15 protein-coding genes are annotated in these 13894 nt (G+C 71.3%); 5 read left to right on the top strand and 10 right to left on the bottom strand.

Annotation, left to right across the window (positions count from 1 at the left end; genetic code table 11):
- Nucleotides 1–5: 5 nt before the first annotated feature.
- Complete coding sequence (locus RI138_RS30660) at nt 6–800, bottom strand: ATP-binding cassette domain-containing protein (RefSeq protein WP_398864401.1); 795 nt, start codon at nt 798–800, stop codon at nt 6–8.
- A 463-nt stretch (nt 801–1263) separates the two neighbouring features.
- Between RI138_RS30660 and RI138_RS30665 the strand changes: the two genes are divergently transcribed.
- Nucleotides 1264–1707 (top strand): subtilase-type protease inhibitor, encoded by a 444-nt coding sequence (locus tag RI138_RS30665; protein ID WP_311122516.1) that lies wholly within the window; start codon nt 1264–1266, stop codon nt 1705–1707.
- Between the two features lie 183 nt (nt 1708–1890).
- On the opposite strand, the gene RI138_RS30670 is transcribed toward RI138_RS30665, so the two are convergent.
- The 5 genes from RI138_RS30670 to rpmG form a co-directional block, all read right to left on the bottom strand.
- Nucleotides 1891–3528: an MFS transporter gene (locus RI138_RS30670; RefSeq protein WP_311122517.1), complete on the bottom strand. Its 1638-nt coding sequence runs from the start codon at nt 3526–3528 to the stop codon at nt 1891–1893.
- Nucleotides 3529–3640: 112 nt separating this feature from the next.
- A complete protein-coding gene (gene rpsR, locus RI138_RS30675) occupies nt 3641–3877 on the bottom strand; it encodes a 30S ribosomal protein S18 (RefSeq protein WP_311122518.1) in 237 nt (78 codons plus the stop codon).
- Nucleotides 3878–3965: 88 nt separating this feature from the next.
- Nucleotides 3966–5129, bottom strand: coding sequence for a CobW family GTP-binding protein (locus RI138_RS30680; protein WP_311122519.1), 1164 nt, complete (start codon nt 5127–5129; stop codon nt 3966–3968).
- Entirely contained in the window at nt 5126–5380 is a 255-nt protein-coding gene (locus RI138_RS30685; RefSeq protein WP_096627281.1) for a type B 50S ribosomal protein L31, read from the bottom strand. The genes RI138_RS30680 and RI138_RS30685 overlap by 4 nt, the downstream gene beginning before the upstream one ends.
- 64 nt (nt 5381–5444) lie before the next feature.
- Nucleotides 5445–5609: a 50S ribosomal protein L33 gene (gene rpmG, locus RI138_RS30690; protein ID WP_003964410.1), complete on the bottom strand. Its 165-nt coding sequence runs from the start codon at nt 5607–5609 to the stop codon at nt 5445–5447.
- 70 nt (nt 5610–5679) lie between these two features.
- Here rpmG and rpmB point away from each other — a divergent pair, with 70 nt between their 5' ends.
- Nucleotides 5680–5916, top strand: a complete 237-nt coding sequence (rpmB, locus tag RI138_RS30695) for a 50S ribosomal protein L28 (protein WP_311122520.1) — start codon at nt 5680–5682, stop codon at nt 5914–5916.
- Entirely contained in the window at nt 5916–6221 is a 306-nt protein-coding gene (gene rpsN / locus RI138_RS30700; protein ID WP_311122521.1) for a 30S ribosomal protein S14, read from the top strand. The genes rpmB and rpsN overlap by 1 nt, the downstream gene beginning before the upstream one ends.
- A 191-nt stretch (nt 6222–6412) precedes the next feature.
- Here rpsN and RI138_RS30705 read toward each other — a convergent pair whose 3' ends face one another.
- From RI138_RS30705 to RI138_RS30715, 3 genes are all read right to left on the bottom strand, one after another.
- Nucleotides 6413–8881, bottom strand: coding sequence for a SpoIIE family protein phosphatase (locus tag RI138_RS30705; RefSeq protein ID WP_311122522.1), 2469 nt, complete (start codon nt 8879–8881; stop codon nt 6413–6415).
- 272 nt (nt 8882–9153) lie between these two features.
- The gene (locus tag RI138_RS30710) at nt 9154–10392 is read right to left on the bottom strand and encodes a glycoside hydrolase family 26 protein (RefSeq protein ID WP_311122523.1); all 1239 of its coding nucleotides are present in this window, start codon (nt 10390–10392) and stop codon (nt 9154–9156) included.
- 122 nt (nt 10393–10514) lie between these two features.
- Nucleotides 10515–11804 carry a cytochrome P450 gene (locus tag RI138_RS30715; RefSeq protein WP_311122524.1) on the bottom strand — a complete coding sequence of 430 codons (1290 nt, stop codon included), beginning with the start codon at nt 11802–11804 and terminating at the stop codon, nt 10515–10517.
- Nucleotides 11805–12039: 235 nt separating this feature from the next.
- Between RI138_RS30715 and RI138_RS30720 the strand changes: the two genes are divergently transcribed.
- Nucleotides 12040–12513, top strand: a complete 474-nt coding sequence (locus RI138_RS30720) for a tyrosinase family oxidase copper chaperone (RefSeq protein ID WP_311122525.1) — start codon at nt 12040–12042, stop codon at nt 12511–12513.
- Nucleotides 12514–12532: 19 nt separating this feature from the next.
- On the top strand, nt 12533–13396 hold the full coding sequence (locus tag RI138_RS30725; RefSeq protein WP_311122526.1) for a tyrosinase family protein: 864 nt from the start codon (nt 12533–12535) through the stop codon (nt 13394–13396).
- A gap of 68 nt (nt 13397–13464) precedes the next feature.
- Here RI138_RS30725 and RI138_RS30730 read toward each other — a convergent pair whose 3' ends face one another.
- On the bottom strand, nt 13465–13752 hold the full coding sequence (locus RI138_RS30730) for a chaplin (RefSeq protein ID WP_311122527.1): 288 nt from the start codon (nt 13750–13752) through the stop codon (nt 13465–13467).
- Nucleotides 13753–13894: the final 142 nt, after the last annotated feature.

Raw genomic sequence — 13894 nt, forward strand, 5'->3', positions numbered from 1 at the left:
GGTGTTCAGGGCCTTTCGGGGCGGAGGTGGTGGCGGCCGACCGCGCGGGTGCGCGGGATGCCGGTGGAGGAGTCGGGTTCGACGTCGACACGGATGCCGTAGGCATCGCTGAGCCGCTCGGGGTCGTATACATCGGCGGGCGTGCCCGCGGCGACGATCCGTCCGGCCGAGAGGAGGACGACCTGGTCGGCCACGGCGGCGGCCTGGTCCAGGTCGTGCAGGACGACCCCGACGGTGACGCCGTGGGTGTCGGCGAGATCGCGGACGAGGTCGAGGATCTCCACCTGGTAGCGCAGGTCGAGATAGGTCGTGGGTTCGTCGAGGAGCAGGACATCGGTGTCCTGGGCCAGGCAGCAGGCGAACCAGACGCGTTGCAGCTGCCCGCCGGACAGGCTCTCCACCCCGCGGTCGGCGAAGTCGGCGAGGTTGGTGACGGTGAGCGCGTGCTCGATCAGCCGCGCCCCGTCCGGGTCGGCGCCGCGCAGCCGGTGGCGGTAGGGATGCCGGCCGAATCCCACCACGTCGCGGACGCTGAGACCGGCCGGGGCGGTCCGGCTCTGCGCGAGCAGGGTGACGCGGCGGGCGAAGTCGGTGCGCGACAGGGCGAGGGCGTCGACGGGCTCGGCGTTCTCGGCCGCCACGGTCACCGTGCCGGTACGGGCCTTGTGCAGCCGGGCGACGGCCCGCAACAGAGTGGACTTCCCACTGCCGTTCGGCCCGATGAGAGCGGTGACGCGGCCGCGAGGCAGCCGCAGATCGGCCCCGTGAACGACATCGGCACGGTCGTACGCGATCGTCATGCCGCGTGCGTCGAGGCCGATGTCGGCGGCGGAGGGCCTGGGCGGCGGAGGATCTTGTCGGTCGAGGGCGGGAGCAGTCACGGGAAGGGAGGTTAGCCTAACCTAAATTCCCCAGGTCAAGAGGGGATTCAGGATCGTGTCCTCCGTGTGATCGAAACTCCCTCTCGCGTGGCCTTCGCGCCCCGACTGCCCCCGATCGGCGGCGCTTTCCGGCCGAAGCGACGGTTCCGGAAAGGCGGACCACTTCGGAGTCGTCGCAGGTCAGAGCTTTGTTTCTGGTTGAACCACTTCGAGGCGTCCATATGCTGGACGCCGCGTGCGGCCCGTGTGAGCTGCCCGAACGACCATCCGGTCGGTTCGAACTGACGTCTGCGGCTGGAAGCTGGCTGTCGATGTGCGCCTACTTTCCGCATGCGCAAGACTCCTGACCGCAATCAGGCACCCGACAGAGGAGTTTTCACCGATGCAACGCAATCGTCACGTGATCTTCGCGACCTTCACGGCGAGCACCCTGCTGCTCGGCGGCTTCGCGACCGCCACCGCCCACGCCGCACCGACGGGCACGGAAAGCCTCTACGCCCCGTCCGCGCTCGTCCTCACCGTCGCCCGGGGCGAGGACCCGATGACCGCCACCGTCGAGCGGGCCGTGACGCTCACCTGCGCCCCGCGCGCCGAGGGCACCCACCCCGAAGCCGCCGCGGCCTGCAAGGAACTGGCTTCCGTCCAGGGGAAGTTCGCCGAGCTCACCGCAGGCCCCTCGAACCGGATCTGTACCCGGCAGTGGGACCCGGTCGTCGTCACCGCCCACGGCGTCTGGGAGGGCAAGCGGGTCACGTTCCACACCATGTACGGCAACGCCTGCGAGATGGCGGGCAGCGTGAACGACAGCTCCGTATTCGCGTTCTGACCCGCCGGGGCGTGCCGACGCCGAGGTGACAGGGCACCCCGCCCGCCACCGCGCGACCGCGTCCGGCACCCGCCCCGCCCGGCGTGCCCCGCACACGCCCACCGACACGACGACCGGGAGCCCCGAGGTCGCCCCAGCCGTTTCCGCCGCGGCCCGGGAAGCGACCCGCCCCGGTCGGCCCGGTCACTTCGGCCCGGAGGGCTTGGGGGACAGGGCCTCCTCCGGCGTCACCCGCGTCCCCGGATGGCGCAGGGAGCACAGGAAGGCGACACCCAGAGCGATCGCCATCCCGTAGAACACCCACTGGTTCGCCTGTGCGAAGTCCATCCGGATCGCCGACATCGAGTCCCGTACCATCTCGGCCACCGGTCCCGAGCCGGACGGCCCGCGGGAGTCCGCGTGGCCGGTCACCGACTGGGCGATGGACTCGGCGGCATCGTTCGCCGCTCCCTCCGGCACGCCCCTGCCCCGTAGGGTCTCGTCCACCTTGCTGACCGTCGTATGCGTCAGCAGGGTGCCGTAGACGGCGAGGCCGACACTGGCGGCGAAGTTCCGCACGGTCTGCGTGATGCCGGTGACCTCGCCGTAGGAGGCGTCGATCGCCCGGTTCACCGCGTCCGTCGAGGCCGGTGCCAGCAGCAGACCGATGCCCGCGCCCGCCATGGCCGCGTACAGCCACTGGTCGTGCATGTTCAGCGTCGTCAGCTCCCCCGCCCACAGGACGAATCCGACCGCGCCGAGCGCCGTGCCGAGCTTCATCGCCGGACGCGCACCGCGCTTGTCGAGGATGCGGCCGCCCCACTGGGAGGCGATTCCGAAGCCGATGAAGAAGTACAGGAGATACAGCGCCGCCTGGTTCGGCGAGGCGCTGAGCGAGACCTGTGCGTACACGGAAGCGAAGAAGAACACTGGGACGAACGCCATCATGGCGAAGAACAGCACGGCGTTGTCGACCCGGAACGCCCGGTCCCGGAAGACCCGCAGCTTGATGAGCGGGAAGCGGGCGCGCAGCTCGAACCAGCAGAAGAAGGCGAGCACGAGCAGCCCGCCCGCGATACACGCCCAGGTGGCGAAGCTGCTCCAACCCCAGGGGGACGCCTGTTGCAGACCCAGCACCGTCAGGCCCATGCCGATCGCGATCAGTACCGCCCCGGGCAGGTCCAGCGGCTCACGGCGGGCCCGGTCCGGGATGCGGGCCAGCAGCGCCAGCACGACCGCGATGAGGGCGATCGGGACGTTGACCCAGAAGATCGCCCGCCAGGTCCACCCGGTGAGCCAGCCGCCGAGGAGCGGCCCCACCGCGGTGAGCGCCCCGGAGACACCGAAGAACAGGGCCAGCGCCCGCCCGCGCCGGTCCACCGGGAACACCGCGATGACCACGGCCAGCGCGGCGGGGAACATCAGCGCCGCCCCGATGCCCTGGACGGCACGGAAGCCGATCAGCCAGCCCTGGGCGAAGTCCCCGGAGGGCACCGCGCCGCAGAGGGCGGAGGAGATGACGAAGATCAGGGTGCCGATGAGCATCACCCGGCGGTGCCCGAGGATGTCGGACAGCCGCCCGCCCAGTGCGAAGAAGGCTGCCAGCGTCAGCAGATAGGCGTTGACGACCCATTGCATCTGCGAGGACGTGAGACCGAGTTCGTCGATGATGTCCGGGGCGGCGATCGCGACGATGGTCTGGTCGATGAAGGTCATCGACACGGCGAACAGCATGGCCGCCAGGGCGAGAGCCTGGTTCGGCGGCGCTCCCCGGGCGCCCGGCCCTCCCGGATCCGATGACGCCGGACCAGGGCCGTCCTTCCGGGGGATTTCTCTGGCCATGCGTCCCATGGTCCACGGCCTCGGGCCGCGCTGCATCCCGAACGCGAACGCACCCGCGCCGACGGGGGCGTCGGGCGCGACGGGCCGGACTCAGGGCGATCCGGAGTCCGGGTCAGGAGCCGGAGTACGGGAGCAGCGCCATCTCGCGGGCGTTCTTGACGGCCGCGGCCATCTGGCGCTGCTGCTGGGCGCTGATCCGGGTGACCCGGCGGCTGCGGATCTTCCCCCGGTCGGAGATGAACTTCCGCAGCAGATCGGTGTCCTTGTAGTCGATGTACGTGATCCCGGCCGCGTCCAGGGGGTTGGGCCTGGCCTTGAGCGGCTTACGGGGGTCCTGCTTGCGTGCCATGGGACTTTCCTCGTGCTGGGTGACGGATGTCGGTGTGGGGTTACGGGTTCTGGGACCCGCGTGGATACGGGGCGGGTACGGGGCGGGGTCAGCGGACCGGGTCGAGGAGGGCGTCGAACGCGGCGGGCAGCCTCTTCCACGTCTCCCGGCCCGATCCGTACTCCTCGTCCGTGAGCAGGCAGGAGTCCAGGAGTCCGGTCAGCCCGTCGCGGTCGAGGCCGGGGGAGACGAAGACCAGGTGCTGGCAGCAGTCGCCGTGCTCGGGGTGCCAGTCCAGGGCGGCGGCGGCCCGCCGGTAGGGCGGCACCATGGACCAGGCCGCGTCGGGCAGCGAGGCGAGCCAGGGGCCGGTGTCCTCCAAGCAGAGCGCGCCGCCCGCCGCGTCCCAGGAGAGCAGGGTGTCGGGCCGGTCCGCGAGCCAGAACCGGCCCCGGCTGCGGGCCGCCGCGCAGCTGAGGTCCTCCAGCGCGTGGAAGAGGCGCTCGGGGTGGAAGGGCCGGTGCCGCCGCCAGACGAGCGTGCCGACACCGGCCTCGTCCGCCTCCTGCGGAAGCAGCGCGCAGGCCGGGTGCTGGCCCGCGGCGGCCGCCTCCACATCGAATCCCGCGAACGCGAGCCGTGCCAACTCCGCTGATCCGGCCGCTGCCTGACGGGCCATGGGGTTCAGCTGCCGGATCAGCGCGCGGTCTTCGTCGTCGGCCTCCAGGCTTTCGGTCACGGCGAGGACGGGTGCGTACTCCACCTGCCGGGCCCAGGTGTCCCCGATGGTCCGCTGATCGGCCGGTGCCGCCGCGAGACCGGCCTCGGCGAGGTCGTCACCGTTGGTGAGGCAGGGCAGCGCGAGCGCGGGGTCGATCGCGGTGACCACGTTGGTCACCTCGGCGGCGGTGGTGTGGGCGCCGATCACCTCGGCCATGGACTTCGGCTCGACGGAGTCCCAGAGTTCCAGGACGGCCAGTCGCGTCAGCCCGTCTCCCGCCAGCCGTTCGAGTTCGGGGACGAGGTCCTCGCGCAGCGCGCAGCAGGCGCAGTCGTTCACCAGCGGCGCCTCGCCGGAGGTCAGTTCGCCGCCGGAGTCCCGCAGGGAGCGGCGGACCGTGCCGCCGACGGCGGTGGACAGGTCGTGGTGCAGGGCGACGCTCCGCGGAACGTCCCGCAGCAGCCCCTCGACCACCTCGTGCCGGGCCTCGGAGTGCAGACCGCAGACGATGACGACGGGCAGCTTCGCCCCTTCCGTCCTGTGCTCCCTCACCGGGCCTCACCCCGCCCGTACCGGCGCTCGAAGCGCTCGACGCGTCCCGCCGTGTCCAGGACGCGGGCGGTGCCCGTGTAGAAGGGGTGGCTCGCGGAGGAGATCTCGACGTCGACCACCGGGTAGGTGTTGCCGTCCTCCCACTCGACCGTGCGGTCGCTGGTCATGGTCGAGCGGGTGAGGAACGCGAAGTCGGCGGCCTTGTCGCGGAAGACGACGGGACCGTAGGCGGGGTGGATTCCGGGCTTCATGGGGGTGTCCTAGGGGTTGGGCTTGAGGGGTGTGCGTCGGGGGAGCGGGCGGGCCGGGCCGGTCTCAGCGCTCCTCGCGGAAGTCGACATGGCGGCGGGCGACCGGGTCGTACTTGCGCAGCACCATCCGGTCGGGGTCGTTCCGCCGGTTCTTACGGGTGACGTAGGTGTATCCGGTCCCCGCGGTGGAGCGGAGCTTGATGACCGGGCGTACTTCGTTGCGAGCCATGGGCGCTACTATATGGCAATGGTTTCCATTTTCAATAATGGATGCGTCGAAGGAGAGGTAGGTAACGTCCATGTCCGCCCACTGCCAACTCACCGGATCGAAACCGGGATTCGGCAACAACATCTCCCACTCGCACCGCCGGACCTCCCGCCGGTTCGACCCGAACGTCCAACGCAAGCGCTACTGGCTGCCCAGTGAGGGGCGTCATGTGCGGCTGACGCTCAGTGCCCGTGCGATCAGGACGGTCGATGTGATCGGCATCGAAGCCGCGGTCGCGCGCATCCGCGCCCGGGGAGGGAAGGTCTGATGGCCAAGAAGAGCAAGATCGCGCAGAACGAGAAGCGCAAGGTGACCGTCGAGCGGTACGCGGCCCGCCGGGCCGAGCTGAAGGAGATCATTCGCCGCCCCGGCACTCCGGATGCCGAACGTGCAGCTGCTCTGGTGGAGTTGCGGCGTCAGCCGCGCGACGCCAGTGCGACGCGGGTGCGCAACCGGGACAGCGTCGACGGCAGGCCCCGGGGGTATCTGCGGACGTTCGGCCTCTCCCGGGTTCGGATGCGCGAACAGGCGCACGCCGGATTCCTGCCCGGGGTGACCAAGTCGTCCTGGTGATACGGGGCTGAGCGCGCCCCGAACGTACGGGGGCGGGTGGCGGCGCGGCTCGAAGCCGTGCCGCGGTCCGCCCCCTTGTCCGTCGTGGGCGCTGTCCGTCGGGAGTGTTCAGCTCTCCGGTCGCAGGAGTCCGCGCTCGTAGGCCTTGGCCAGGCGCTGCGGCACCTGGTGGACCGTGCGCGCGGCCGCCCTCAGGGAAGCGGCTGCTCCGCCCAGATGACCTTTCCCCGGGGCGTGTAGCGCGTACCCCACCGATGGGCGAGCTGGGCGACCAGGAACAGGCCCCGCCCTCCCTCGTCCGTCGTCCGGGCGTGCCGCAGCCGGGGCGAGGTGTTGCTCGCGTCGGACACCTCGCAGATCAGCGCCGACTGGAACAGCAGCCTCAGCCGCACCGGCCCCGACGCGTACCGGATCGCGTTGGTCACCAGTTCGCTGACGATCAGCTCCGTCGTCATCGACAGGTCGTCGAGTCCCCACGTCTCCAGCCGGCGGGCCACCTTGCCGCGCATCTCCCCGACCGCCGCGGGCTCCAGGGGCACGTCCCACGAAGCCAGACGGTCGGGGCTGAGCGCATGGGTCCGGGCCAGGAGCAGAGCGATGTCGTCGGGCTGCGGAACGGGCAGGAGCTCTTTGACCACCGTCGGGCACAGCTCCTCCAGCGGGAGATCGCGCCGGGCCACGGCCCGGGCCAGCCGGGCCATCCCGCCCTCCATGTCCTTCTCGGGCCCCTCGATGAGGCCGTCGGTGTAGAGCCCGAGGAGGCTGCCCTCGGCCAGCTCGACCTCCAGGGACTCGAACGGCAGCCCGCCGACCCCCAGCGGCGGCCCGGACGGCAGGTCCGGGAAGCTGACCGCACCGTCCGGCGCCACGATCACCGGCGGCGGATGACCGGCCCGCGCCATCGTGCAGCACCGGCTCACCGGGTCGTAGACGGCGTACAGGCAGGTCGCCCCCACCACCGTCGTACCGTCCCGCTCCGCCGTGCCCTGCGCGGGCTCCTCCTCGCTCAGCCGCAGCACCAGGTCGTCCAGGCGGGCCAGCAGCTCGTCGGGGGCGAGGTCCATGTCGGCCAGCGTCTGTACGGCCGTGCGCAGGCGGCCCATGGTCGCGGCCGCGCTGATGCCGTGGCCGACGACATCGCCGATGACCAGACCGCCCCGGGCGCCGGACAGCGGGATCACGTCGAACCAGTCTCCGCCGACGCCGTCCTTCGCGTCCGCCGGAAGATAGGAGGACGCCACGTCCAGGGCCGTTCCACCGCGCAGCGTGTGCGGCAGCAGGCTCTGCTGGAGCACCAGCGCCGCAGTGTGCTCCCGCGTGTAGCGCCGGGCGTTGTCCACGCACACCGCCGCGCGGGCGACCAGTTCCCTGGCGGGCGCCACATCGTCCTCGTCGAAGGGCACCGGGTTCCGCGACCGCATGAAGGTGGTCAGGCCGAGCACCGTGTCCCGCGCCCGCATGGGCACCGAGATGAGTGAGTGCAGCCCGAACTCCCGGATCCGGGCGGCCCGCGCGGGCTGCTCCACCGTCCACGCGTGGCTGTCCGGATCAAGAACCGGCAGCAGGACCGGATCGCCGTCGACGAGGAAGTGCACATCGTGCGGCGGCGGGACGAAGTCGACCGTCTCCCCGACCCGTACGACCGCCTCCGGACACCCCTCGCGCACCGAGCTCATCCCCGCCCGCCGCATCAGCGGCCGCCCTTCGCCCGTCACCCGCGGTGCCGCGCCCCGGCGGTCGCCGCCGATCGCGGGTTCCAGCAGATCGACGAAGACGAAGTCCGCGAACCGGGGAACCGCGAAATCCGCTAGCTCCTGGGCCGTGCGCTGTACGTCCAGGGTGCTGCCGATACTGGCCCCCGCCTCGTTCACGAGCGCCAGGAGCCGGCGCGCGTTCCACCGGTCGGTCACATCGAGCACCATGTAGCCGATGCCGATCCGCTCGTCCTGGGCGTCGGCCAGCGGGAAGAAGGAGCTCGCGTAGGCCCGTCTGCGGTGCGGATCGGCCCAGCTCCAGCCCAGGTACTCGTAGTCGGTGATCGGCGCACCGGTCGCCAGGACCTGTCGCATCAGCCGTTCGATCGGTGCCGCGAGCGGCCCGGGCAGCACTTCGCCAGGCCTGCGGCCCAGGCGCTGTTCCCGGGGGACGCCGCCGAAGCGTTCCAGGGTGTCGTTGATCCACAGATACCGCAGCTCGGGGTCGAGCACGGCCATGCCGACCGGCGACCGGGTCAGGAAGTCGTCCAGGACCGACCCGCTCATCGTCCAGTGCGGGGTCAGCTGCCGCCCGGAAACCAGGAACCCCTCGTGCCCGGCGATCAGGAACGAGGCCGAGGCCCGCACGTCGACGTCGACCGAGCGGCCGTCCCGGCCGCGCAGGGCGATCAGCCCGCTCCAGCCCGCCCCGCTCCGGCAGCGGGCCGCCACCGCCGCCGTACGCCGGGGGTCCGGGGAGCCGGTCAGCAGCCGGGCGGCGGACCGGCCGACCACCTCCGCGGCCGGGAAGCCGAGCAGCGCCTCGGCCCCGCGGGTCCAGCCGATGACCGTGCCGTTCCCGGCGATCACCGCCGCCGCCTCGTCGGCCACCTGCGCGGCCCCCGGCCCAGCCTCGGAGGGCAGCGGGCCGGGTCCCACCGGGGGGCCCTCATCGGCGGACGACATGCACCTCACCACCATCCGTAGGTCTCCATGGTCGCGCGTCGCCCCGGACCGCGCACCGGTGCGCACTCCTCACGGGGCGGTAGCCCGGCGGTCCCCCGCCGCTCGGGCTGTCCCTCGTTCGGCGGCGTGACGGAGCGGGCCGTCCCCGCGTTGGGGGAGTGACAAGCGGTTGCTTGCCACCCCCCGCGCTGGACCCGTGCGGGTGGACGGCTCCGGACCCCGGCAGCGGGGGCCGGAGCCGTTTCGATGCGCGGGTCCGGTCCCCTGCCCCGTCAGTAGCGGAAGCAGATCTTGCGCTCCTTGAGCCACTGGCCCAGCCAGTCGCCGAACGGGACGGTGATGCACCACCTGCGGTCGGTCGGCGTCTCGCTCTCCGGCGGCGTGGGGCTCGGCGTGGGCCGCACGGGGAGGGTCGGCTGCACGGACGGCGAAGGCGTCGGGTCCGGGCTCGGGTCCGTGCTGGGCGTGGGCATCGGAGTCGGGGTGGGGGCTGGTTGCTGGGGCGCCGCCATCTCCGTCAGCATCGTCCGGAAGACCTTCGAGGACTTCGGGTTGCTCCTGCACTGCCAGACCCCGTGCGGACAGTAGTCCGTGACGGTCTGGTAGAGCGGTTGGTGCCGGTCGATCCATTCCAGCATCCGCCGCATGTACTCCGGGTTGTCACCGTTGCGGAAGAGGCCCCACTCCGGGAACGAGATCGGCTTGCCGTGCGCCGCGGCGAAGTCGACGTGCTTCTGCAGCCCGTAGGGATCGGTGACCTGGTCGTCGAAGGTCTCACCGGGCGGCTGGTCGTAGGAGTCCATCCCGATGATGTCGACGACGTCGTCGCCCGGATAGCACTCGGTCCACGGCACATCGTCCAGCCCCCGGCTGGGAGTGAAGTCGAAGCGGAACTGCTGGCCCGGCACCGAGCGCATCGCCGTGACGATGCGCTCCCAGTACGCCTTCCAGGCCACGGGGTCCGGTCCGCACCGGTGCGTGTACGTGGTGCCGTTCATCTCCCAGCCGAGCACGATCACCGTGTCCGGCACCCCCAGCCCCACCAGCCGCTCCGCGAGGCGGGTGAAGTGCCGGTCGAAGTCACCGGCCGCACCCGCCCGGAGCAGCCTGCGGACCTCGCCGTCCGGCACCCGGTCCTCGTTGCGCTCCAGCATCGGTACGTTCAGGACGAACATCCGGTCCTTGTCCGCCTGCCGCCAGGCGGCCCAGGAGGCCAGGAAGTCGGGGGTGCCCTCGATGTTCACCCACAGATCGCCCGGCAGATAGGTGTGCCCCACCCGGAGCTCCGCCCCGCCGAGCCAGCGCGACAGGTCGGCCATCCTGCGTACCCCGGCGGGTCCGTAGTCCAGATAGGCGCCGTGCGCCGTGCCGCTCCTGGCCGCCCGAGGTCCGGGAGCCGCACCGTCGACGGAGTCGGTGCCCGGCGACCGGCCCGCGATGCCGCCGCCGGCCAGGAGGCTGAGAGCCACCGCCGTGATGCACGTACTGATAAGACGGCGCTTTGCCGGCATTACTCCTCCTGGCTGCGGTGAATTCCGGCCGGTTCGGCCTCATGGGGAGAGAGTCGCATCATCATGCACCGCTGTCATTCGCAGAAGTCCATTTATCGTATTCGGCGTTGCGGGCGTGCCGTTCAGGTGAATGTAGGGCCGAACGTGAACGGCAGGGAACCGACCCGGTTGTCGAAATTCGAATCGACCAGCCCCGGGTCCTCCATCTGCCGGATGACGGGACGTCGGCTGAGCAGTTCCCGGAACAGTGCCGTCATTTCGAGCCGGGCCAGATGCGCGCCGAGGCAGTGGTGGGGGCCGCCACCGCCGTATCCCAGGTGCGGATTGGGCGACCGGGTGATGTCGAAGCGGTCCGGGTGGGTGAAAACCTCCTCATCGCGATTGGCCGACGCATAGATGAGTGCGACTTTCTCTCCCGGAAGGAACGTACGGCCGCCCAGTTCGTATGCGGCGGTGACCGTTCTGCGGAACTGGATGATGGGCGTGGAGTGGCGGACGATCTCGTCGACCGCGCCGCCGATGTGCCGGTCGAAGTCCGACGCCAGCAGAGCCCGCTGCTCCGGATGCCGGTCGAGCAGGAACAGCCCGTGCGCGATGGCGTTGCGGGTCGTCTCCACGCCCGCCACCAGCAGCAGCGAGAAGAAGGCGCCCAGCTGCCGGCCCGACAGGGCCTCGCCGTCGACGTCCGCGGTGACCAGCGCCGAGACGAGGTCGTCCCCGGGATGCCGACGGCGCTCCCGGGCCAGTCGTGCCATCAGGAACTGCATCTGTGCCAGGGAGGCCAGCCCCCGGCCGGGAATCCGCAGCCGGGCCCGGCCCCGGCGCTCCACGCCGACGTGTTCCGACGCCTGGTCGATCCGGTCCGCGATCCAGGCCCGGTGCGCCACCGGGATGCCCATCAGGCCGCAGATCACCTCCAGCGGCAGCCGCGAGGCCGCCGACGGCATGAAGTCCCGGGGGCGCTCGGCGATCAGCTCGTCGACCAGCCGCCCGGCGAGAGCGCCGATGCTCTCCTCGGTGTCGGCGAGCAGCCGGGGGGTGAAGCGCCGGGAGATGATCCGGCGCAGCGCCGCGTGCTCGGCCCCGTCCATGTTGACCATCGAGTTCCCGAACAGGGCCTTCGCCCATCCGGCCGGTTCGGGTGTGGTGACGCCCGGAGCGCTCGCGAAGATCTGCGGGGTGCGGCTCGCGGTCCGGACGTCGGCATGGCGGACCAGGGCGTAGAACGGCTTGCCGGAGGTACGGGCCGTGCCGAGCCGGGGAGTGAACAGCACAGGCGCGTCGCGCTCGCGCAGCAGGGCGAACGCCCTGAGTCTTTCGGGACGCGGCAGCCGCCAGAAGGCCGGGTCGGCCAGATCCACGTCCGGCCTGACCGGCGCACGGTCCCCGGACACCTGCATCGGAACGGTCATGCCCATCACCTCCACGGGTTCGACACGTCATGCTCGGGCCTGGGCACCGGGACGGGCCGCCCGACGCGGCCCGCTGCCGCCGATGGCCGCGCACGCTCACGCGTTTGACGGAACGTGACCGGACGTGGTGTGCGCCGTACGCCACACGCACGAGAACTGTTTCGCCATCGCCTCGTTGTCAACATCGCCATCAGCAGCACCTCGGACGAGTTAACGAGAGGCAGGCAGTCACCTCATGAGCCCCACCCCCGCGAAACCCGGCGGCGCCCACCATCCCGCCCGCCGGGCCGTCCTGCGCGGCGCGTTCACCGCCGCCGTGGTCACCGGAACCGGCGCCGCCCTGCTCCCCCTGCTCGGCCGCGAGCCTTCCACCGCCGCCCGTCCGGCCCCGGGACCGGCGCCCGAGGGTGCCAGGCCCGCGGTGGAACAGTTCGCCGAGACGTACCGGGGCCGGGAGATCCGGGGCACGCCGGTCGTCGTCCCCGCCGCCGCCCCGGACGGCGACCGGGCCGCCCTCTCCGCCGTACCGGCCACCGAGGTCCGGATCGACGGCAGGCCCCTGCACGTCATGAGACGGGCGGACGGTACCTATCTGAGTGACGTCACGCACTACGAGTCGTTCCCGACGCTGCTGGAGACGGCCCGCGCCGCCGTCGACGAACTCGGCCCCACCGCCCGTCTCGCGCCCGCCGCGGCGCACCGTATGTGAACCAGGAGGACCAGCACCGGTGTACACCCGTAAGAACCAGCGCGACCTCACGCGCACCGAGAAGCGCCGGCTCGTCGACGCGATCCTGAAACTGAAGCGCTCGGGGCGCTACGACGACTTCGTCGTCATGCACCGCGAGTTCTACGTCATGGACACCGAGAACCGGCCCCGCCCCGCCCATATGACGGCCTCCTTCTTCCCCTGGCACCGCCGGTACCTGCTGGAGTTCGAGAAGGCGCTCCAGGGCATCGACCCGGGCGTCAGCGTGCCGTACTGGGACTGGACCACGGACAACACACCCAGTTCCTCGCTGTGGGCGGAGGACTTCCTCGGTGGCAACGGCAGGCCCGGCGACCGCCGGGTCACCACCGGCCCGTTCGCCCACGAGGCGGGCAACTGGAGCGTCGGCCGCGGCGTCACCGACGAGAACTACCTCACCCGCAACTTCGGCAGGCCCGGCAGGAACCCGGTCTCCCTGCCCACCAAGGACGACGTGGCGCGGGCGCTGAAGGACCCGGTCTACGACACGGAGCCCTGGAACAGCATCAGCACCGAGGGCTTCCGCAACCGCATCGAGGGGTGGGGGATCCGGGGCGTGCGCACGGTGGCCAACCACAACCGTGTCCACCAGTGGGTCGGCGGGCCCATGGCGGGCGCCGCCTCCCCGGAGGACCCGGTCTTCTGGCTCCACCACTCGTTCATCGACCTGCTGTGGGACCGGTGGCGCAAGGCCCACCCGAGCTCCGCCTATCTGCCGGGCCGCAAACCCGCATCGCCCGGCCGGGACCGCGACTACGTCTTCGGCCTCGACGACCCGATGCCCCCCTGGAACGTGACGCCCGCCCAGCTCCTCGACCACAGCAAGCTCTACCGCTACGCCTGAGTCCGGTCACGGGGACGGCCGGCCCCCTCCGCAGGGAGGGAGCCGGCCGCGTGGGTACAGCGGGAGGGTCAGCGGCCGTAGCCGTAGTCCCCGTTGTCACCGTTGTCGTGACCCCCGGAGACGTTGGCGCAGGTGTTGCCGAACGCCGGGTTCAGCAGACCGATCACGTTGATCGTGTTGCCGCAGAAGTTGACCGGCACGTGGATCGGGACCTGCACGCTGTTGCCCGAGCCGACACCGGGGGAACCGGCGGCGAGGCTCTGCGCACCGGCGTCCGCCGAGGCCATGCCGGCGCCGCCGGCGATCAGGGCGCCGGTGCCGGCCATCACGGCGGCGACCTTCGTCATACGAGACATTCAGAACTCCTTGAAAAGAAGGGGGGTGTGCTGCGGACACGAGGCCCGCACCCCCTGACAACGCGAAAATCGCCGGACGGTAACGGATCAGCTCATATGTGGTCTCTCCGACGGATATCCCCGGCGTCACCGTCCGGACCGC

The sequence above is a fragment of the Streptomyces durocortorensis genome (genome assembly GCF_031760065.1).
Taxonomy (GTDB): domain Bacteria; phylum Actinomycetota; class Actinomycetes; order Streptomycetales; family Streptomycetaceae; genus Streptomyces.

Bases quoted from the DNA above. Each gene is read 5' to 3' on its own strand.
- RI138_RS30660 (WP_398864401.1), bottom strand. From the start codon at position 800: ATGACGATCGCGTACGACCGTGCCGATGTCGTTCACGGGGCCGATCTG.
- RI138_RS30665 (WP_311122516.1), top strand. From the start codon at position 1,264: ATGCAACGCAATCGTCACGTGATCTTCGCGACCTTCACGGCGAGCACC.
- RI138_RS30670 (WP_311122517.1), bottom strand. From the start codon at position 3,528: ATGGCCAGAGAAATCCCCCGGAAGGACGGCCCTGGTCCGGCGTCATCG.
- rpsR (WP_311122518.1), bottom strand. From the start codon at position 3,877: ATGGCACGCAAGCAGGACCCCCGTAAGCCGCTCAAGGCCAGGCCCAAC.
- RI138_RS30685 (WP_096627281.1), bottom strand. From the start codon at position 5,380: ATGAAGCCCGGAATCCACCCCGCCTACGGTCCCGTCGTCTTCCGCGAC.
- rpmG (WP_003964410.1), bottom strand. From the start codon at position 5,609: ATGGCTCGCAACGAAGTACGCCCGGTCATCAAGCTCCGCTCCACCGCG.
- rpmB (WP_311122520.1), top strand. From the start codon at position 5,680: ATGTCCGCCCACTGCCAACTCACCGGATCGAAACCGGGATTCGGCAAC.
- rpsN (WP_311122521.1), top strand. From the start codon at position 5,916: ATGGCCAAGAAGAGCAAGATCGCGCAGAACGAGAAGCGCAAGGTGACC.
- RI138_RS30705 (WP_311122522.1), bottom strand. From the start codon at position 8,881: ATGTCGTCCGCCGATGAGGGCCCCCCGGTGGGACCCGGCCCGCTGCCC.
- RI138_RS30710 (WP_311122523.1), bottom strand. From the start codon at position 10,392: ATGCCGGCAAAGCGCCGTCTTATCAGTACGTGCATCACGGCGGTGGCT.
- RI138_RS30715 (WP_311122524.1), bottom strand. From the start codon at position 11,804: ATGACCGTTCCGATGCAGGTGTCCGGGGACCGTGCGCCGGTCAGGCCG.
- RI138_RS30720 (WP_311122525.1), top strand. From the start codon at position 12,040: ATGAGCCCCACCCCCGCGAAACCCGGCGGCGCCCACCATCCCGCCCGC.
- RI138_RS30730 (WP_311122527.1), bottom strand. From the start codon at position 13,752: ATGTCTCGTATGACGAAGGTCGCCGCCGTGATGGCCGGCACCGGCGCC.